General features: G+C 34.4%; 15 protein-coding genes. 10 read left to right on the top strand and 5 right to left on the bottom strand.

Annotated features, from left to right (window positions below; all coding sequences use genetic code 11):
* Window positions 1-383: 383 nt before the first annotated feature.
* The gene (locus ABID46_RS12850; RefSeq protein ID WP_354510744.1) at window positions 384-3,056 is read left to right on the top strand and encodes a TonB-dependent receptor; all 2,673 of its coding nucleotides are present in this window, start codon (window positions 384-386) and stop codon (window positions 3,054-3,056) included.
* Between the two features lie 105 nt (window positions 3,057-3,161).
* Here the strand turns inward: ABID46_RS12850 and ABID46_RS12845 are convergent, their stop codons facing one another.
* Window positions 3,162-4,235 carry a tyrosine-type recombinase/integrase gene (locus ABID46_RS12845; RefSeq protein WP_354510742.1) on the bottom strand — a complete coding sequence of 358 codons (1,074 nt, stop codon included), beginning with the start codon at window positions 4,233-4,235 and terminating at the stop codon, window positions 3,162-3,164.
* 262 nt (window positions 4,236-4,497) lie between these two features.
* Between ABID46_RS12845 and lnu(H) the strand changes: the two genes are divergently transcribed.
* Entirely contained in the window at window positions 4,498-5,280 is a 783-nt protein-coding gene (lnu(H), locus tag ABID46_RS12840) for a lincosamide nucleotidyltransferase Lnu(H) (protein WP_354510740.1), read from the top strand.
* Window positions 5,281-5,505: 225 nt separating this feature from the next.
* On the top strand, window positions 5,506-5,940 hold the full coding sequence (locus ABID46_RS12835) for a hypothetical protein (protein WP_354510739.1): 435 nt from the start codon (window positions 5,506-5,508) through the stop codon (window positions 5,938-5,940).
* A 301-nt stretch (window positions 5,941-6,241) separates the two neighbouring features.
* On the opposite strand, the gene mph is transcribed toward ABID46_RS12835, so the two are convergent.
* Both mph and ABID46_RS12825 read right to left on the bottom strand, forming a co-directional pair.
* On the bottom strand, window positions 6,242-7,126 hold the full coding sequence (mph, locus tag ABID46_RS12830; protein ID WP_354510737.1) for an Mph(E)/Mph(G) family macrolide 2'-phosphotransferase: 885 nt from the start codon (window positions 7,124-7,126) through the stop codon (window positions 6,242-6,244).
* A gap of 3 nt (window positions 7,127-7,129) precedes the next feature.
* A complete protein-coding gene (locus tag ABID46_RS12825; RefSeq protein WP_354510735.1) occupies window positions 7,130-8,353 on the bottom strand; it encodes an MFS transporter in 1,224 nt (407 codons plus the stop codon).
* A gap of 707 nt (window positions 8,354-9,060) precedes the next feature.
* Here ABID46_RS12825 and ABID46_RS12815 point away from each other — a divergent pair.
* Genes ABID46_RS12815 through ABID46_RS12805 form a run of 3 tightly spaced genes read left to right on the top strand, consistent with a single transcriptional unit; the run spans window position 9,061 to window position 11,824 of the window.
* Window positions 9,061-9,810 carry a (Fe-S)-binding protein gene (locus ABID46_RS12815; protein WP_065720846.1) on the top strand — a complete coding sequence of 250 codons (750 nt, stop codon included), beginning with the start codon at window positions 9,061-9,063 and terminating at the stop codon, window positions 9,808-9,810.
* A gap of 45 nt (window positions 9,811-9,855) precedes the next feature.
* Complete coding sequence (locus tag ABID46_RS12810) at window positions 9,856-11,244, top strand: lactate utilization protein B (RefSeq protein WP_354510733.1); 1,389 nt, start codon at window positions 9,856-9,858, stop codon at window positions 11,242-11,244.
* The gene (locus ABID46_RS12805) at window positions 11,234-11,824 is read left to right on the top strand and encodes a LutC/YkgG family protein (RefSeq protein WP_354510731.1); all 591 of its coding nucleotides are present in this window, start codon (window positions 11,234-11,236) and stop codon (window positions 11,822-11,824) included. Before ABID46_RS12810 ends, ABID46_RS12805 begins: the two co-directional genes overlap by 11 nt.
* A gap of 133 nt (window positions 11,825-11,957) precedes the next feature.
* On the opposite strand, the gene ABID46_RS12800 is transcribed toward ABID46_RS12805, so the two are convergent.
* The gene (locus tag ABID46_RS12800; RefSeq protein WP_354510729.1) at window positions 11,958-12,437 is read right to left on the bottom strand and encodes a Dps family protein; all 480 of its coding nucleotides are present in this window, start codon (window positions 12,435-12,437) and stop codon (window positions 11,958-11,960) included.
* Between the two features lie 1,296 nt (window positions 12,438-13,733).
* Between ABID46_RS12800 and ABID46_RS12795 the strand changes: the two genes are divergently transcribed.
* Together ABID46_RS12795 and ABID46_RS12790 are read left to right on the top strand one after the other, a co-directional pair.
* The gene (locus ABID46_RS12795; RefSeq protein WP_091102816.1) at window positions 13,734-13,973 is read left to right on the top strand and encodes a helix-turn-helix domain-containing protein; all 240 of its coding nucleotides are present in this window, start codon (window positions 13,734-13,736) and stop codon (window positions 13,971-13,973) included.
* Window positions 13,970-15,088: a nuclease gene (locus ABID46_RS12790; protein ID WP_143037825.1), complete on the top strand. Its 1,119-nt coding sequence runs from the start codon at window positions 13,970-13,972 to the stop codon at window positions 15,086-15,088. Before ABID46_RS12795 ends, ABID46_RS12790 begins: the two co-directional genes overlap by 4 nt.
* On the opposite strand, the gene ABID46_RS12785 is transcribed toward ABID46_RS12790, so the two are convergent.
* Complete coding sequence (locus ABID46_RS12785) at window positions 15,075-16,859, bottom strand: N-6 DNA methylase family protein (protein WP_354510727.1); 1,785 nt, start codon at window positions 16,857-16,859, stop codon at window positions 15,075-15,077. The two genes, ABID46_RS12790 and ABID46_RS12785, sit on opposite strands and share 14 nt — an antisense overlap.
* A gap of 72 nt (window positions 16,860-16,931) precedes the next feature.
* Between ABID46_RS12785 and ABID46_RS12780 the strand changes: the two genes are divergently transcribed.
* Together ABID46_RS12780 and ABID46_RS12775 are read left to right on the top strand one after the other, a co-directional pair.
* Window positions 16,932-17,774 (top strand): hypothetical protein, encoded by an 843-nt coding sequence (locus tag ABID46_RS12780; RefSeq protein WP_354510725.1) that lies wholly within the window; start codon window positions 16,932-16,934, stop codon window positions 17,772-17,774.
* Window positions 17,775-17,780: 6 nt separating this feature from the next.
* A complete protein-coding gene (locus ABID46_RS12775; protein WP_354510723.1) occupies window positions 17,781-19,049 on the top strand; it encodes an AAA family ATPase in 1,269 nt (422 codons plus the stop codon).
* Window positions 19,050-19,288 lie beyond the last annotated feature (239 nt).

The following is a 19,288-nucleotide window of genomic DNA, read 5'->3' as shown; positions in this document are numbered from 1 at the left end:
GCGTGGAAAGAGATTAATTAATTCATTCAACTCCCAATAATAAACTTCAAACCTCAAATAAATCAGATCACTTAAAGGATTTCTGGGGCGTTTTGGCGTGTATTTTTGCTCGGCAAAAATCATGACAAAACATTTCTTCCTAAGTTTCATTGACATGATGTTCCCCAAACTTTGAACTTTATTCGCGACAGGGATGGAGGCATTTGTCTGAGCTCTCTCGTCTGCCGCGGCGGACGAGAAGCGAGTGCCGAGAGCCCGTTCTCGTTGGCAAAATAAGTCTGGAAACGCATTAGTTAGCTATCCAACGAGAGTCGCCCAAATGAAAAATAGCTTCAAAAATGTAACAAAAGGCTTGTATTGATTACATATACTGAAACTTCCATATGATGAATAAATCTATTTTGATTCTAGTTTTTTTGTTAGGTTTTGCTGGAATGGCAAAGGCACAAGAAGATTGTAAATTGCGTGGCGAAATCCGTGACAGCATTGGCTTTCCGGTGTATGATGCGGCTGTTTCTGCTTTCAATTCAAAAAGTGAAGGTGTTGCTTTTACGTTTACTGATGTAGATGGGCATTTTGAATTGGCGGTTCCTTGTGGTGAAACCTATGATGTAGAAGTGGAACATGTAGAATACGAATCTTTTTCGCAATCGGTATTGGTAGATCGAACCAAATCCTTGAAATTTAAGTTGAATAAATCTACAATTTCTCTGCAAGAAGCGGTAATTCAAGCGAAGAAACCAATTACTGTGAAAGGAGATACAATCGAATATGATGCGAATTCTTTTCGTACGGCAGCCGATGAAAACTTGGAAGATTTGTTGAAAAAATTGCCTGGTTTGCAGGTTGAAAATGGGAAAGTATACTACGAAGGAAAGGAAATTACGACCATCAAAGTGGGAAATCGTGAAGTTTTGGGCGGAAATACCAAATTGTTGACCAAAAATTTACCGGCTGATGCGATTGATAAAATCCAATTGAACAAAAAGTTTAAAGCCAATCCTTTCTCCAATTCTTTATCAGACGATGAAGAAGCGATTTTGAATATTGAATTGCGAGAAGATAAAAAGAGTTTGTTGTTTGGAAATGTAACGGTGGGTGGAGATGCTCAGGAACATGCCGATGGTCAAGCGAAATTGTTTTATTTCTCGCCGAAAACCGATGGAACATTTATCGCCGATTACAACACCTATGGAAAGGAAGTTTTCACCAATGAAGATTATGTTTCCTTTTTTGGCGGATTTAGGGAATTGATGGAAGAAGGAAGTAGTTTCTCCTTGCGTGAATCGCAACGAAACGTCATGCTTGGTTCTGCCAACGATGCTGCAGAAATGAATTCTTTGATCGGAGCGGTTCACTTTGGATACGAACCCAACAAAAAGATTTACACCAATGGATTTGTCTTGTTTAACCAAAATAATTTGGCTTTTAATTCAACTCAAGAACGTATCAGCGAAGGATTGAACTTTTTGGACGAACAGAAGAATGATCAAAATTTATTGACGACAATGGGTCGTTTCCGTTTGGACTATACGCCTGATTCTCGTTCGCAAATCAAATATCGATTGAATTTTAATTATTTCGAAAATGAATCGGAACAATTGGCCGATCGATTCTTGAATGGAAATTCTCTTGGAAATACAAGATTCTTTCAAAACAATACAGGTTATGGATTGAAACATAATTTGTCCTACATCAGAAAAATAGGAAAAGATCATAATTTGGGGATTTATTTGCGTCATCAACTATCGCAAGATGATCCTAACATGAACATAAGTTCTTCGATGATTCCAGTTGTGATTGATAGTTTGGCGTTCAATAATTTGCGTCAGGATCGACAATTGCAAACCCAAAACTTTCAGGTGTATGGGATTTACAATCATTTGTTGACCAATACGAGTAATTTACGTTTCAAATTGGGATCGAATTTCAGTTGGCAGAATTTGACCAATTCCATTTTTGAAGGTAATGATTTGATTACGAATGAAAATTTCCAAACAGATTCCAATTTGGATTTCACGGAATTGTATGCAGATTTGACCTATACCCGAAAATTTGGTGCATTCAAATTTGATGTGGGTGCAGGTGTTCATAATTTCGCTTCGAAATCGAATTTCTTAACGGGAAATCGTTCGACAAATTTGACGAAATTCATTCCACATTTTAAAATGGATGTGAATGTAAAAAATGCGCACAATGTGGTGTTGGAATACAACCAAGAATACAAATTGCCCAATTTGGTGAATTTATCTGATGGTTACGAAGTGCAAAATTATTATTCGATTTACAGAGGATTTATGGATTTAAAAGAATCGCTGTATCATAACCTAAGCTTGCGTTATGGTTATTATAATTCCTTTAGTTTCTTGCATTTGTATGTGGGTGGAACGTATGTACGAAGCATCGACAATATGCAAACTTCGTCTGAATTGGTACCTCCTACTCAGTTCAATTCTTTGATTAACAATACAGAAGATGATCAAAATTTGGTCTTGTATTTTGGTGGTGGAAAAAGATTTAATCGTTTCTATTCCTTGAATGCCAATGCTAATTTGAGTTTCATGGATTATTTCACCAATATTTCAAGCATCAATCCAACCGATGGAACGATGGAGCAAAATTGGGTGAACAATACGGCTTTTACACAAAATTACACCTTGACCAATACGTTCAAATTCAAAAAGAAAGTGGAATTGGATTTGGGATTGAATTATTTGACGAGTCGATTTGAGTCTGTGACCGATTTTGATTTTGTTACTTGGCGTCCGTTTGCCAAAGCAGCTTGGTCGATTACTGATAAATTCTTGTTGCAATCGGATTATTCCTACCGAATTCAATACCAGAACGATGAATTGATCAATGAAAATCAGGCATTGAATGCTTCTTTGCGATTCCATGTTGCAAAAAGTACCTATTTGACGTTTATTGCTGGAAATATTTTAGGAAATGATCAATTGGTGAATTCATCTTTTGATTCGAAATCCAATCAGACTGTCATCAATACTCGTGAACTTTTGGGAAGATATTTCTTGTTGCAATTGAGGTATAAGTTTTAGCCCTTCGACTCCGCTCAGGGACCACACTTCGACTTTACTCAGAGACCGCCCTTCGACACCGCTCAGGATCAAGGGTGTTGAGAGTTGGATGATTTGAGAATTCGTTTACAAATGATCCAATGGACTTTTTATGGTCATTTTGTTTCGTAAGGAGACATGGGTATAACTCATTGTTGTTTTGATGGATTGGTGTCCCAATAATTCTTGAATAAATCGTATATCGGTGCCATATTCCAACAAATGGGTTGCATAGCTGTGACGTAGACCGTGAATCCCTACATCTTTCTCGACACCGGCACGTTTTTTTGCTTGATAAAATACTGCTTGTGCTGAACGTATACTGTAATTTTCACCAAACGAACCTTCGAACAAATAGACAGATGTTTTATAGATTTTGAAGTATTCTGTAAGGTCGGCTAAAAGTGTATAAGGTAAATTTACATATCGATCTTTTTTACCTTTCCCCTGCTCTATGAGAACTTGCATACGATTGAAATCTATTTGATTTTTTTTGATTTTAACAATTTCACTCACTCGAAGTCCCATACCGTATCCAAACTTAAGAAGCAACCGATGTTTCAAGTTTTCTGTTTTTTCAATTATGGATTTGACTTCTTCTATACTAAAGACTTTGGGAAGCAATAATTTTTTTTTGGGCCGCGGTATATCGACAAAAAAACGATCATTTTTGAGTACTTTTTCATAATAAAATTTTATAGCATTTATGCGACTATTGAGATGTGTTTCTGAAATTTGTTGGTTTTGAATCAGGTATAGCATATAGCCACGGATTCTGTCTGGCGTAAACTTCTCAACAGGATGATTTTTGATTGCTGATAGAAATTGTGCGAATTCTAATGAATATAATTTTTGTGTGTTTTTGCTATAGGCTTTGAGTTTTAATTCTTCTTGAAAGGCTTCAAAAGCGGAATGGTTGATGGAATGAATTTTCTGAAGGACAATTTTACCTACAATTGGTGAGTCTGGCAATTTGAAAATTTCTCTAAAAGCTTGCTTATCGGGCACGTACCATGCTTTTTGGGATTGACTCCATTTAACTTGGGGAATTTTTTTGACATGATGAATTCCCTCATTTGATATAGGGAATTTGATCCAGATGACATTTTTGTTACGATGAAATCCGAGTTCAAATGTAAAGTTATTAAAAGGTGTCCACATGGTAAAAATAGTTAGACTATAAAAATACACAAAATGCGCAACTCTTGCACGTTTAACCAACTGATTTTCAATGTTGGATAATTAGAGTTTATTGCGTATATTTGTGTGTTAGCGGTAATTTTACCAAACAGAATGTTGAACATAAAAAAATATAATCCGATGAAGCTATAAGTAACTGTTCAAAATAAAAAAAGTGAAACTTTTTTATTGCTTTCAAAAAGCAGTGAGAATTTCTATTATCAACTTTTAAAAATTAGAAGAAATGACGCAGTTACAAATGATTAACAAAACAAAATCTATAGCTCAACAAGACGAAAATGTTTCCGCTGTTTTTATGTATGGTTCATTTACTAAAAGCGAAGGAGATAAATATTCTGATATCGAATTTTACATCTTTTTAAAAAATAAAGAAAATTTCTCGTCGGAAAAATGGGTAAATCAAATTCATCCTGTGGCATTATATTTTACAAATGAATATGGAAGCGAAGTTGCTATTTTTGAGAATATGGTCAGAGGCGAATTTCATTTTTTAAAAACGGAGGAAATTGAAATTATCAAATCTTGGGACGGAATTGTTGCATTTAGCGATTTTGACCAAATGAACCTAATCGACAAAGACGGACATTTAACGAAAACACTAAATCAAATCAAAACGAAATCGCCCGAAAGAATAACAAATGAAAACATCTTGTGGTTAAGTCAATCATTACTGAATGTTATACTGACAACAAGCAACTTAATTAAGCGAGAAGAATTTGCTCATGCTCATCATAGTTTATCAAATGTTCAGAAATATTTGCTTTGGCTTATTAGAGCAAGAACAAACAAAACCCAACATTGGGAAAGTCCAACTAAAAGTCTTGAAAAGGATATTGATACGACCTGGTATTTTGCGTATAAAACAGTAACATCGGATTTAATTCCTAAAAATATAATTTTAGCTTTTGAAAACTCATTAAATTTATCGGAAAAACTATTTGACGAACTAAATATTGAACCAAAAATGAAAGAAATCCTACATGAAATAAGAAAAAACTACCGCTAACATCGGTTTGGCGAAATGGCGGGTTATGGGAAATATAGAAAGTTCGTACATTTTTTGTCGCAACAGCTTTTTATATTTCCTTTTTTGTTAATTTAGTAAATAATAAAAAGCTGTTGCTCAAGTTAGTGAAAGATTGAAAGTTTTGGCTTTCTAATCCGCCACTATCGCCAAGCCGCGGCCCGTTATCTGCAAGGTTAAACATCACATCCTGACAAAAAGGTCACAATGAAAATAGTATTCTTAACAATAATTTTTCTATTCTTTTACTCTTGTTCTACTCAAAAGAATGAATACTTGGAATTTGAAACTTCGAATGCAATGGTAATCGGGAGTAAAACAAATATTAGATTAGTTCCAACTTATAGAAATAACAAGAAGAATGTTAAAGTAAAGATTTTTCGACATAATGAATATCTTGACACTAGAAAAATTACCACTGAAAAATATACAGAAATTTTGAATTTATTTTCACAAATTTCAGAAAAAGACACCGCTAAAGCAATTTGGATAGATCCACCTTCAATTGAAATAAATTTTAAGAAAAAAGACTCTATTAAACGCTTTTATTATATCGGAATTCCTCAAAAAGATGAAAAATTGTATGAATTAACAAACTTAATTTTAGGAACCGCTAAACTAAAAATTCAGGACATAGATTAAAAAACCCTGCAGATAACATAGTATTGGCAAAATGCGGGAGGAAGGTCAAAATTGAAAGTTTTGAAATACTTAGCCGCCGCTGCTTTTTCGTATTGATTTTTTTTTTAATTTAACAATCCGAAAAAAGCATCGGCTCCGCTTGGTCGAATTTGAACTTTCAGTTAAATTTAGCCCGCACTTCGCCAATACTTTTTCCGTTAGCTGCAAGGCTACGTAACACCGCCAATCGACAACTCCCTTTCAAAACAAAAAGAGCTGACACAATTAAAGCGTCAGCTCCTACTAATTAAATAAACAATTTCTACTCAACACCTAGCTGTAATTTTGCGGCACTAAGATGAATTTCATCTTGCGTTTCTAAAGCAAAATATCCATAAGCTAAGGGTGCAGCCGCAGCTTGTTCAACTGCTTGCTCAAATAGCTTATCCCATACTTCTCCACCTTGTTTTTCGTACTCTGAAATCAAAGCTTTGAGACTTTCTTCACCAAAAACAGTAACGTGACCCGAAAAATCTTGTGCTATGTCGCTGACTTGCGCCGTTGACCAATCGATAATTCCACAAACTTCTCCATTGTGATGAGTAAGAGTATGACCTGCATACAAATCCCCATGAATGAATTTTGTAAAATTCGGCCATAAGGTATCGCTATCCAACCATTGTCGGTATCGATTTTCTAATTCGGCACTTATACCTAATTCAGATTTCACCAAAAGTAATTTTTCTGAAATCTCATTTCTAACCTGTTCTGGTGTTAACACTTTTAATTTGTTACTAAGAACATCTTGCTTTGGAATAGAATGAAGTTCTATAAGCACTTTTGCCAATGATGGAATGTAAAATTCACTTTCTTTAGACATATTCCAAGTTACTTCATAAGTATCAGCATCATAAGTAAGCGCAGGTTTTCCATCGAGCAAAGGATAGGCTACCAGTTCTTCATTAGCTATACGCCAATCAGGAACTTGTACCGAGAGGTATTTCGACACCAATTGAAGAATGCGTAACTCATTCGCAATCTGTTCGCCTAAGTCTGCTCTTCTTGGGATACGCAGCAACCATTTTGTGCCATCCTTATCTGTAGCGAAACCAACCTTAAAGTCAATTCCCATCTCATTAAAACTCATTTCATCCGATAGAAATAGACCATTTCTTTCTGCTAATTTTTGAATATCTCTATTTTTCATTTTTTAAACATTTTTGATTTTACCTAATTGCATTAAGTTACGAGTGCCAAACGAAAGAATACCCACAAGGATTGCCAAACAACCACTTACGATAAACGTAATGTTTACACCAATAACTTCTGCAATTAGACCTGTGAATAATAAACCGATTACACTTGGCAACACTGCCATACTATAATAAAGAGAAAATACTCGCCCTAATTTTTCAGGACTTACCTCTGTCTGTACAATTGCTGTAAAACAGCCATTGAAAACGGACAGGCTGATACCTCCAATGGCAGTTGTCAATACAAATCCTACAAACCAACATGCAGGCAATGCTCCACTCACAATAAATGTAAGTCCTAATAATACATACATTACATTGACAGCTGCTACTTTGGAGCCTTTTAATTTGAAAATACTCAAGATGACACCGCCAATAAGCATACCTCCGCCCCAAACCACTTCTACAATTCCCATCTCCCAATTCCCTCCTGCATAATGCCCTGTTGTTAGTAACGGAAACATAATGGCAGCAGGCATTATAACAAAGGTTATCGCCATTGCATAAAGAAAAAGATAACGCAAACCTTTGTTCTTGGAAACAGTCTGAAATCCTTCCGAAAAATCAGTAGCAATGGAATAGATAGACGATTTTGATTTCGTCACCAAATCAGGAATTTTCACCATTACGATTGAAAGAATAGCCAGCAATGCTCCAATCAAATCCAAGTACAGTACTTTTGAAATGGGAAGATAAGCAATGGCTAATGTGCCAATGGCAGGACCGCCAATACTACAAACCGAATGCAGAACCTGATTAATTCCAGCAACCTTTACCAATTCACTTTGGGGTACAATTAGGGGAGCTATAGCCTGTAGTGCTGGAGTATGAAAAGCATTGCCAACAGAACGCAATCCGAGTAGAATGTAAATCCATATCAAATTAACATTTTCATTTTGTAGAATGAAGAGTAACGCAAGAGTACAGATAGCTATAAAAGCATCCGAAAAAATCATAACGTACTTACGATTGAGGCGGTCAATATATACCCCTGCAATTAAGCCTATCAATGCTTGAGGCAACATAGCTGCTATTCCCGCATAGGCTAAAACTTCGGCTGACTTATACTCCAGACTAAGCCATATAACAATAGCAAATTGAACAGCATAACTTGTAAGCATTGATGCAAACTGCCCAGCCCATATAAACATATAGGTCTTAAACCATTTACGGTTTTCCATAAAAACTTGATTAAATTATACAACAAGAAAATATTAGTATAATACACAGAGTACTATACCATAAAACTGGGTTTTGAAGAGAATGACCCTAATTATTTAATCCAAGGCTTTGCCACGTGTTGTATACTTTTTTGGAAGTGATGCTACAAAAGTACAAAATATTATCTCAAAAAAATAAATTACCTTTAGCAAAATTAAGCCCAGCAGCTAACAAGGGTTTGCCAAAAGCGGGTTGAAGTTATTTAATTGAACATTTGTGCAAAGTTCAACGGTAGTAATTCTATTGAACTTTTGTGCTAAAAATCCCCGCCTTCGGCAAGCCCCGAAACGTTACAGGCAATGTTACACAACCGCACTACCAACTCAATAAAAGAGCTACTTAAGAACATAATAAAAATTTAATCAATATGGCAAAAACAATATTGAACAAAGTAGAAACAAGAGGACACGTAAGACACGGCTAGTTATAATCCTGTCACATGTTTAGTTTTACAAAATTATCGCAATCCCGAACGTATGCACTTTGGTGCATTGCGGGCGTTGAATGATGATAGAGTTGATGCAGGAAAGGAATGGGCTTGGGTTCTCGTAATGGAAGTACCAATGGAATTTTAATTACAAATCTATAATCATTCCAAATTACTAACGAATAAAATTTAAGACTGACAATATCGTAAATTTAATTTGAAAAATTTTTCAAAAATATTATGAAAGTAGCACTTTTTGTCCCTTGTTATATAGACCTTATCTATCCCGAAGTTGCAATTGCCACGTTGGAATTATTAGAAAAACACAACATAGAAGTTGTCGTTCCACTTAATCAAACCTGTTGCGGACAGCCGACTGCCAATGAAGGAGATCAGAAAAATTCGGCAAAGATGGAAAAAGTTTTTGCTCAAAACTTTCAGGATTTAGACGTAGATTATATCGTTGGTCCTGCCGGAAGTTGCGTGAAACAAATAAAACTTCATTTCGATGCCATCGAGCAAACTGAAAAAGTAACGGCAATGCGGGCAAAAACAATTGAGTTAGTGGAGTTTTTCACAGATGTTCTGAAAATCACGGATTTTTCTGACTTATCATTTCCGCATACAGTCGCCATTCACAACAGTTGCAGTTCTATCAGGGGATTGCACATCAGTTCTCGCTCCGAATGGCAGGAACCTCGCTTCAATAAAACAGAAGAACTTTTGAAAACCATTCAGAATATCAATATCAAACACATCAACAGACCCGATGAATGTTGTGGTTTTGGCGGAACGTTTTGTGTAACCGATGAAGCAGTAAGTGCCAAAATGGGACAAGACAAAGTTTCGGATTATGTCCGTAACGAAATTGAATACGTTGTTTCGCCAGATATGTCTTGCCTGATGCACCAAAAAGGCGTTTCGGACAAAGAAAAAACCGGATTGAAATTTCTACACGTGGCTCAGGTGTTGAATAACGGACCTTTTTGATAAAGAAGACACGAAGTTAATTGACAAAAAAAAAAGAAATAGAAAATGAAAAAAGTCAATATAGAAAAAAACGCAGCGGCATTCATCTATCAGGACGATGTTCACGTAACGGAACACGACAAAAACCTGTGGAATGCAAGAGTAAAAAGAGATAAAGCCGCTTCCGAAATTCCCGAATGGGAAGAATTGCGAAATCTCGCTTCTACCATCAAAGAGCATACACTTACACATTTAGACCAATACATTGAGCAGTTTGTAGAGAATGCTGAAAAAAGAGGCATCAAAGTTCATTTTGCAAAAGACGCCATTGAGCATAATGCCATTGCCTACGAAATTTTGAGCAGCCATAATGTAAAGAACATCATCAAAAGTAAGTCGATGTTGCAAGAAGAATGCGGAATGACACCTTTTCTGGAAGGAAAAGGAATAAATGTATTAGAAACCGATTTGGGAGAACGGATACAACAGTTGTCGGGTCAGCTTCCCAGTCATATTGTAATGCCGGCCATTCATCAAACCAAAGAAGATGTAGCAAAATTGTTCGCAGAAAAAATTGGAACAGATCCTAACGATACCGACCCAAGCTCATTAAATACCGCTATGCGGAACAATGCCCGACCAAAATTTTTGGTTGCCGATGCGGGAATGACGGGAGGAAATTTTGCTATTGCCGAAACTGGAACTTTTGTTGTTTGTACCAATGAAGGAAATGCCGACCTCACCGCAAGTTTACCGCCTTTACACATTGCCAGTATCGGTATTGAAAAAATATTGCCCAAAGTAGAAGATTTGGGTGTTTTCATACGCATATTATCTAGAAGTGCTTTGGGAACTCCGGCTACGCAATACACTTCGCATTTTTCGGGACCGAGAGCAGGTTCGGAAATGCACATTATTTTAACAGACAACGGACGGAGCAAACGTTTGGCGATGGACGAATTTTGGACTTCGCTGAAATGTATTCGTTGCGGTGCTTGTATGAATACCTGTCCTGTATATAGACGAAGCAGCGGTTTGGCGTACAGTGCTACTTATTCCGGACCGATTGGTATTATTATTGACCCCACTTTTGACCCAAAAAAATATTCCGAATTGCCATATCATTCGTCTTTATGCGGTTCGTGTACCGAAGTTTGCCCAGTACACATCAACATTGCCGAACAGATTATGGACTGGCGTAAAGTGATGATGAAAAACAAGGAAGTCGATTTCAGCCGGAGAATGGCGTTTAAAGCAGCAGGCGTAGTATTGAGCAATCCGAAGTTGTTCCGTGTAGTAGAAAAAGTAGCATATAATGCTATCAATATTTTACCCGAAGCCATCACCGAAAACAAAACCCTCGACCCTTGGGCGGCACACCGCAAACTGCCCGATGTAAAGAAAGAAACTTTTAGGGATTGGTATATTAAAAACAGAAAAAGCAATGAGCAATAAACAAGAATTTTTACAATCGGTACGGGAAAGTTTGAAAAAACGCACCAAAACCGAATACCCAAAAATCCCGACTTACGAAAAGGAGAATGTGGATTTGAAATCCCTTTTTGAAATAAATCTGAAATTGGCAGCGGTAAATTTTTACGATGTTTCTTCTGTGGAAGAAGCTCAAAAAATAATGCAGGAAAAACTGTCTGACACAAAAGTTGTTTGTTCAGCTACCGATGAGTGGAAAGGAAATAAAGACATCAACAAAATTGCTCGTCCGCAAGATTTGGCAGATGTGGATTTGGGAATTTTCCGGGCTGAATTTGGCGTTGCAGAAATGGGAATGGTTTGGGTAACGGAAAAATCGCTGAAAGTGAATGCTATCGGGTTTTTGTCGCAGCATTTAGCCGTGCTATTAGACCCTGCCGATATTACCGAAAATATGCACACTGCTTACAATACTCCCGGTTTATTCGATGTGAACTACGGCTGTTTTGTAATGGGACCATCAGCAACTGCCGACATCGGAGCGGTTTTGGTTCGTGGTGCACAAGGAGCAAAATCTTTGACTTTGTTTTTTCTGAAGAAATAAAAAACCTGCTGAAAATCCATATATATAGAATTTTCAGCAGGAATACTATTTTTACTATAATTGTATTTTAAAAATGTTTCAATAAAAAAAGGCTGTTCTCTGATTTGAAAATAGCCTTTTTGATGATGATATATTATTTTAAATGCGAACGTAGCATCCAAGCTGTAGTTTCGTGCTGCTCCATTAACGTGGTAAGATAGTCGCTTGTTCCGTAAGCAAATTCTACTTCATTACCAATTTTTACAATACATTCCCGAAGATAGACGATAATTGCATCGTGATCTGCCAAAAGATTTTTCATATAGCTCAAACTATCGTTTTTTCCATCTCCTTGTTCCGATAAATGCGTTAAACTAAGATATTGCTTCATCGTTGCAGGTGCATAATGTCCCAATTTTCTTAATCTTTCAGCAACTTCATCTACTACGTTTTCCAATTCCGTATAAAGTTGTTCAAAATAGACGTGTACCGTATGAAAATCCGGTCCTTCCACGTTCCAATGTGCATTACGGGTTTTAAGGTACAGTAAAAATTCATCAGCCAATAAAGGCTCTAACATTTCTGCAAGGATTTCTGTTTGTTTTGGTGTAAGACCAATATCTGCTTTTGCCATAATTTTGTTTTTTAATTGTTCACCCATTATTAATTTAGACTATAATACATCGCTTAGTGAAGTCTAAAACCAGTCTTACAAATTTACAATTTTTATTGTTTTAAAAGCAACCTACTACCTATTTATCTCAAAAAAAATCAACAAGATAAAACTTACAGCAGCAGACGAGAATGAAACACTGCCTGTAACAAGGGTTTTGCAAAATGGCGGGGTTAAGTCTAAATTGAAACTTTCTGCTTCGTAAACCGCAAAAGCCAATTTTATTGGCTTTTTTCATAAATTAGCAAATAGAAATTGGCTTTTGCTACGTGTCGTCTAAATCGAAACTTCCATCTTCGATTTTCCGCCACTTCGCAAAGCCCCTACCCGTTATATGAAAGCGCTCCGAAGGAAATTTAAGTTATAAATTCAAAATTTCTCTTTCTAATTATTCTTAAAATTTCGTGGAAAATATTATTGAAATTATGTAGGAAAACTAATCAAAAAATAGATTCTGCTCTACTCTATTTTCTTACCGATTATTTTATAAAACTTAAAAAAAACGTAAGTTAAGTCTAGAAAATAATGAGTTTTTAATTCAAACTGCAAACTCCAGTTTTGAACCTTTCAAAAAACTATTAGAAATATTTGACATTAATTTCAAACAAAAAGTTCTATCAATTGAAAGGTCCTTAATGATTTTCCGCTTAATTTTTTATCACTGGAAAACATTAAAATTCTGATGAAAACGAGTTAAGCAAAGAACTATTTCAGATAAATCACGAAAAGTAACTGTAAAATTATTCAACAAAAATTTTAGAAAAACACATGATAATTTGAAAAGAAATCCTGCTGCAGATTTACAAATAAACTGTGTCGCGCCTTCATATAACCTCGGTTTTGCAAAATGCGGAAAGACGGGATGATTGAACTTTTATTCAAAATAATCCGCAAAATCCATTTTGTTTTAGACAATTTTTGTAAATTAGTCAAAACAAAAGTGGTTTTGCTACGATTTGTAAAAGTTGAAGATTTCAGCTTCGATTTTCCGCACTTCGCAAAGCCGCCGGACGTTATCGGTAATGGCATTTGAATGCTCCGACACAAAATCAACCGACCGACAAAACCGAAATTTTGCCAACGCCTCGCAAAATTAAAAGAGGTGCAACCCACCCAAAAATCCAACGCTTTTGCACCACATTTAATTTTACCCAACCGCAACCAAGCCCACCCACCACCCTTTTTTACAAATTTGATACTTATAGTCCGTGGACTTATTTACATCTATTTCGGAACTTTGCATTTCAAATTACCGATATGGGAGCGACATATTCTGAAAGTGAAAAAAACTATTTAGAACAAATAGGAAATCAAATACGAGAACTTCGTATTGAAGCCGACTTATCTCAAGAAAAATTAGCTTTTGCTTGTGACCTTGACAGAACTTACATCGGTTCTGTTGAAAGAGGCGAAAGAAATATCTCTGTCATCAACCTACGAAAAATTGCAAAAGCATTAAAAACAAAAGTTCCTATTTTATTAAACATTGAAGAATGAATAAAGATTTTAAGACTCCACCAAAGTCAGTCAAAATACTAACTCAACGCGAAACATTAGTACAATACTTTTCTGAACTAGTAGGACAACCATTTATGCTAACTGGAAAAACAAGAACAGATGGTTCCAACGTTCGTAAATTAATTGCTTCTACTTTAGAAAAACATTCATTGCCTGAATTAGCAGAACAAGGAGAGTTTGAAATAGTTCCTCCCAAAGCAAAAGGAGTTCCAAAAATTGTAAGAGAATTTATTGACACTTATATTGTTACAAGCGGAACATCTTACAACTTACAAGTTTGGAATAGAATACCTGCAACAGAAACCCTATTGATAAAATACGAATCGGGTGAAAGTTTAAAATGTAATGATGTACGTTTTGTTTTTGTGAGAATTGATACCGAAAAGAACGTTATCGCTTCTGTTATTATTCTTACACCCGAATACATTGAACAAAAATTTGGAAAGTTTGGCAAACCAACTATTAAACATCAATTACTAATTTCTGGAAAAGTAAGAAAAGATATTTATGGAAGTGAAGACAAAATCCTTTCCTTCCCCGATTCAAAAAAACTTTCTTATCAAATTCGCCACGATTACGAACCACCAAAGTCGGGAATGGTAGAAGAACCAGATATTAAACATTTATTCTCTATTGGTTTATTGAAAAAAATGGTTGCTGAAAAACTAATCGGATTTAAATTAGATGCAGCAGCAACTAAAAACAGAGGACAGGCATTAGAAAAGAAAGTACTTGAATTGTTAGGTTATGAAGTGAATGAAAATGACCTTTTGTATGGAGCTTTTCCTGATATTAGAAACCAATTGTTAGAAGTAAAAGTTCAAGATAGCCCAACAGTTGATTTGGGTAAATTCTCACCAGAAAAAGAGGAAATCGTTATTGAAGATTCAAATTTGACAACTTTTGATGTAAGATATTTGATAGCTTTAACTAATCCTAAAACGGAAATAATAGAGGGTATTATACTCTCCCCTGGAGAAAAATTAGGAGAGTTGTTTTCTTATGTTAGTGCAGAAAGTTATAAATGTCAACGAGCAATACCAATGTCATTTTTTGAAAAATATTACGGAAAATCCGTTTTTAATCCAAGCTAAAAACAGGTTCAACTCCAAAAGATTCAGCGACTAAAATTTCTAATTGGTTTTCCAATTTTGAAATTTTAGTTTCATCTTTAGTGTGATTAAGTTTTTTGACAATTGTAATTATTTCCTTTGATTTTTCCGATTTAAAATCAGGCAAAGGATATTTTTCTACATATTGCGTAAAATACCTTCTTCTACCCGAATACAATTTATTATTAAACACCAAATCGTGATATTTGGTCATTAGCTTTGAATTGGCAATTCCTTGAATCAACATTAGTTTTTCGACATCTTCATCTTTAGTTGCAACAATCCAATAGCAATTTCCATTTACGATTTTCCCACCATTATCAAAATAAAAACGAGGTTTTAAACTTATATCAGGAAAAACAAGTTTAGGAAACCTCCATTGGTCAGGTCGATGCGGAACCCATAATTCAAACCATTGTCTTCCTGCATCAATCAAATATTTTCTTGATTTTAATCTATCTTCGTGTTGAGTAAAATATTTTTTTGCTTTTGGATATTTTTCAATATCTACCGTTTGTTTTTCACCATTAACTGAAATATGAGGATAAAGAACTTTTAATTTAAAATTTTCTTTTGCATTCCAAGGTTCAATATTTTCTTGTGAAATCAAATCTTTCAATAATTCATTTTCGGGCTTTGTTCCGTTTAATTCTTCCCATTTATCGCTGATAAAAACTTTATCTGCCGTTGATTTAATACCAACTTTCACTTTGAAAAAATCTTCTACCCTATTTTTTGATGCTTTATCAATTTTAGAAACCCAATCTGATTCATCTCCCGATAACATTTCCCAACAAGAAGTTGAACCAACTTTGTATTTTAATGCTCCCGATGATTTTTTATACCGCTTTCCATTTTCTGTTACAAAGTAACCCGATTGATTATTTTTTAAAATATCAAAGACTGTTTCAACAGAAATTAAATCGCCCTTGTAGCCATTTAATTCTTCATAAATCTTGATGAAACTTGCCGATGATGGTGATTTTTGTTTTTTCTTTCTACCAATAAAAATAGCAGGTAATACGGCAGCATCAAACAATTTTGTATCTCCTAAATCTATCAATTCTAAAATTTCATAGTTTTCAGACAAAAATTTACGAATACTTTCACCACTTTTAGTCGATAAATAACGATTGGATGTTATTACTCCAAGTATTCCGTTTTCTTTTAAACTCTCGGTCATCGCCATTAAAAACGGATAATACAAATCAACCCTACCTTTCAAATTAAATTTTCGAGCAAGATTCTGTGCCTGTTCAGTTCCTAAAATTTGAGTGCGAACATAAGGCGGATTGGCAATTACAATATCAAATGAATTATTAACAGAAGATGTACATTCATCAAATAATGACGGTGTATTTCGAGTACTTGACAGGTCAACAGACAATAAAAAATCTTCGTGAATTAAATCAGATTTCTTCTTTCCAAAACACAACAAACGGTCTTTTGAAAAACTCAAATATTGCTCGTTAGCATCATAACCAGTTAGCGAAAAATCAATTGCTTTTTCATTCAGAACTTCTCCCATTGCAACTAATAATTCGCCCTCTCCACAAGCAGGGTCAAGAACACGGTTACTTGTTGATTTAGCATACAACGCAATTCTTTCAGCCAAAAAAACAGCAAGTTCTTTCGGTGTAAAAGTTGCTCCAGTATTTTTTATTTGCTCTTTAGTTGCCATCTCTACAAAGATACTTAAAATCATCAATACTACAAGGTATAAATCTACGAAAATTATCAATAAGATTTTCAAAGTAATTGTTTTGAGTAAAACCTAATTCCAAATTCGTAAATTAGCAGTTTCAAATCAATACCAGTCAAACAAATGATTTTCAATATATACTACATAAACTTTCCAAAGGTTTATGAAATTAAGATGATGCTTAATAATATGCTTCTCGCTGAACAGACAGTTGAAAAAGATAAAAAAATTGAGGGTGAAACCTATTTAAAAACTAAACTTGGATTTAATATTCTTGACATTTTTAAACTGGGAGAAGCAGAAGTTGGAGGAAGTATAAAAGGTTCTGGCTCTAAAAAAGTATTAGAAACGTTTGAAATAAAAACAACAAAATCTATAATTCTGGACGAAGTTGTAAAAAAGTGCAATGAGTTTGAGGGGTTTGATAAAGTTGAGGAGGGAGAACTAATAAAAATTGACAATGTAAAGTTGTCTTTAGAAAACGAAGATGAATTACGAATTGTAAAATTTATCAATAGTGGTGCAATGAAAGATTTGGTTGTTCCAGGAACTAATGGATTTGATATGAATAATCTTTTCAATTCAATGTTTAAAGATTATGCTTATAAAATCAAAGGAAATTTAAAAGACGACGATAATATCCTTATCAAAATTCCATTAACTTTTGAAAGTGAATTTGAAAGCTCATATAGTGTAGATGATTTATTTGTTGGTAAAGTTTCAGTAATAGGGTTATACAAAGGAAAAATCAAAGTTGATGATTTAAAAAATTCATTTCAATATTTTCAGGAACTTGGACAATTACAAAATGCTTTCCCATTGAACAAAGAAGACGAAGAAATAGAGGAAAGTCATTATAAAATTAATGAATCCAATAACCAGTTTACTTTTAAAAGTTCAGGAGACGGGAACGAATATCATTATATTGACTTACTTGCTATTATCCAAAACGTAAACATAAAATAATCATCAATGGATAAAGTTTTGCTGTTTTACGAGAAAGATGATTATTATGACTTCAAAGATTCAAAAACTTTGGAGGGTTACTCAATTATAAGCATAACCAAATTAATTCATAACTTATCTCTGATTAAAGAAATTGATATAAATAATGAAATAATTGACCTTTCTGCTCTTACTGAATATAATACTATTCAATCTATTCTTGAGCAGATAATATACCAATTCGAAGAAACGCCTATTTTTATTTGTGATGTTTCTAAAAGAGAAAAATTAGAATATGAGCTACGTTTTATATTTGATGCATTTGAAAATGTAGATAAGGATTCTTTTCAGAAAAAAGAGAAAGAAACAGAATCTTTAAATGATGAAAAGCAATTAGTATCCAAAAGACACAAGAAAATAATCGACCTAAACGATGATGAATTAAGTCAGTTCTTCAACGAATTTAAAAACAGGCTTTACGGACATTCCAAATTCAAAGATGATTTTGAACAACAAATCAGAACATTTCGAGTATTCAATAAGTTAGGAGAGCACAAAATTTTATCCCTTTTTCTAATGGGAGAATCTGGTGTTGGGAAAACAGAAGTTGCAAGAACAATTTTTAATTGTTTGAAAGGAGAAAAAAAACTTGCTAAAATAAATTTCGGAAATTATAGTAATGAATTTTCACTAAGCTCTCTAATCGGTTCTGCAAGAGGATATATCGGAAGCGATGATGGTGAAATCTTTATGAAAGTGCGGGAAACAGATATGGGGATTTTACTAATTGATGAATTTGAAAAATCTAACTCAACTCTATTCAACTATTTTTTAGAAGTGTTAGAAAGTGGAAAAATGACAAGTTCATTAGGTGAAGAAATGGACTTGAACGGTTTTATTATCGTGTTTACTTCAAACATTTCAAAAGAGGATTTCAAAAAAAGAATTTCCCCCGAATTAAGGTCAAGATTTGATTATAAGTGTATTTTCACTTTGTTAAGTGATGAAGACAAAATGAAGTATATAGAGTTTAGAGCTGAAAGCATTAGTAAAAAGGTAAAATCTGAATTTAAAATAGACTTGGGAGAACAATTAAAAACATACCTCTCAACTCGCATAAATGTATCTTCTTACAAAAATATGAGGGACATAAACAAACAAATCAAAAAGGAATTTTTAACATATCTTTCAATATACCAATCCAATCAAGATGAAAACATTGAAACACAAAACAACACGACCAAAGTTGGCTTTACAAGAAAACTTTTGAATATACTTAATGACGGAAAGAATTAGTAAAATAGAACTATAACATAGAAAAACTAAATCCACGCACTTGGTAGCACATTTGCATTTTCGCAACCACACAAAGCCAAGCAAAAATGCAAAAGAGCTACCAAGCCAACGCTCCAACAAATAACCGAAAAGAGCCACTACCGATAACATGAACTGTGTAAAAAAACAAGTTTTTTAGGCAGATTTTTGTAAATAATTTTCTTGGTAAAATACTCTGTTTTTTACCACTCCAAATACAA

The sequence above is a fragment of the Moheibacter stercoris genome (genome assembly GCF_040545805.1).
Taxonomy (GTDB): Bacteria; Bacteroidota; Bacteroidia; order Flavobacteriales; family Weeksellaceae; genus Moheibacter; species Moheibacter stercoris.
This window is presented reverse-complemented; position numbering and strand designations above follow the sequence as displayed.

Excerpts from the sequence above, each read along its gene's own strand:
- ABID46_RS12850 (WP_354510744.1), top strand. The coding sequence starts at position 384 with ATGATGAATAAATCTATTTTGATTCTAGTTTTTTTGTTAGGTTTTGCT.
- ABID46_RS12845 (WP_354510742.1), bottom strand. The coding sequence starts at position 4,235 with ATGTGGACACCTTTTAATAACTTTACATTTGAACTCGGATTTCATCGT.
- ABID46_RS12835 (WP_354510739.1), top strand. The coding sequence starts at position 5,506 with ATGAAAATAGTATTCTTAACAATAATTTTTCTATTCTTTTACTCTTGT.
- mph (WP_354510737.1), bottom strand. The coding sequence starts at position 7,126 with ATGAAAAATAGAGATATTCAAAAATTAGCAGAAAGAAATGGTCTATTT.
- ABID46_RS12825 (WP_354510735.1), bottom strand. The coding sequence starts at position 8,353 with ATGGAAAACCGTAAATGGTTTAAGACCTATATGTTTATATGGGCTGGG.
- ABID46_RS12815 (WP_065720846.1), top strand. The coding sequence starts at position 9,061 with ATGAAAGTAGCACTTTTTGTCCCTTGTTATATAGACCTTATCTATCCC.
- ABID46_RS12810 (WP_354510733.1), top strand. The coding sequence starts at position 9,856 with ATGAAAAAAGTCAATATAGAAAAAAACGCAGCGGCATTCATCTATCAG.
- ABID46_RS12805 (WP_354510731.1), top strand. The coding sequence starts at position 11,234 with ATGAGCAATAAACAAGAATTTTTACAATCGGTACGGGAAAGTTTGAAA.
- ABID46_RS12800 (WP_354510729.1), bottom strand. The coding sequence starts at position 12,437 with ATGGCAAAAGCAGATATTGGTCTTACACCAAAACAAACAGAAATCCTT.
- ABID46_RS12795 (WP_091102816.1), top strand. The coding sequence starts at position 13,734 with ATGGGAGCGACATATTCTGAAAGTGAAAAAAACTATTTAGAACAAATA.
- ABID46_RS12790 (WP_143037825.1), top strand. The coding sequence starts at position 13,970 with ATGAATAAAGATTTTAAGACTCCACCAAAGTCAGTCAAAATACTAACT.
- ABID46_RS12780 (WP_354510725.1), top strand. The coding sequence starts at position 16,932 with ATGATTTTCAATATATACTACATAAACTTTCCAAAGGTTTATGAAATT.
- ABID46_RS12775 (WP_354510723.1), top strand. The coding sequence starts at position 17,781 with ATGGATAAAGTTTTGCTGTTTTACGAGAAAGATGATTATTATGACTTC.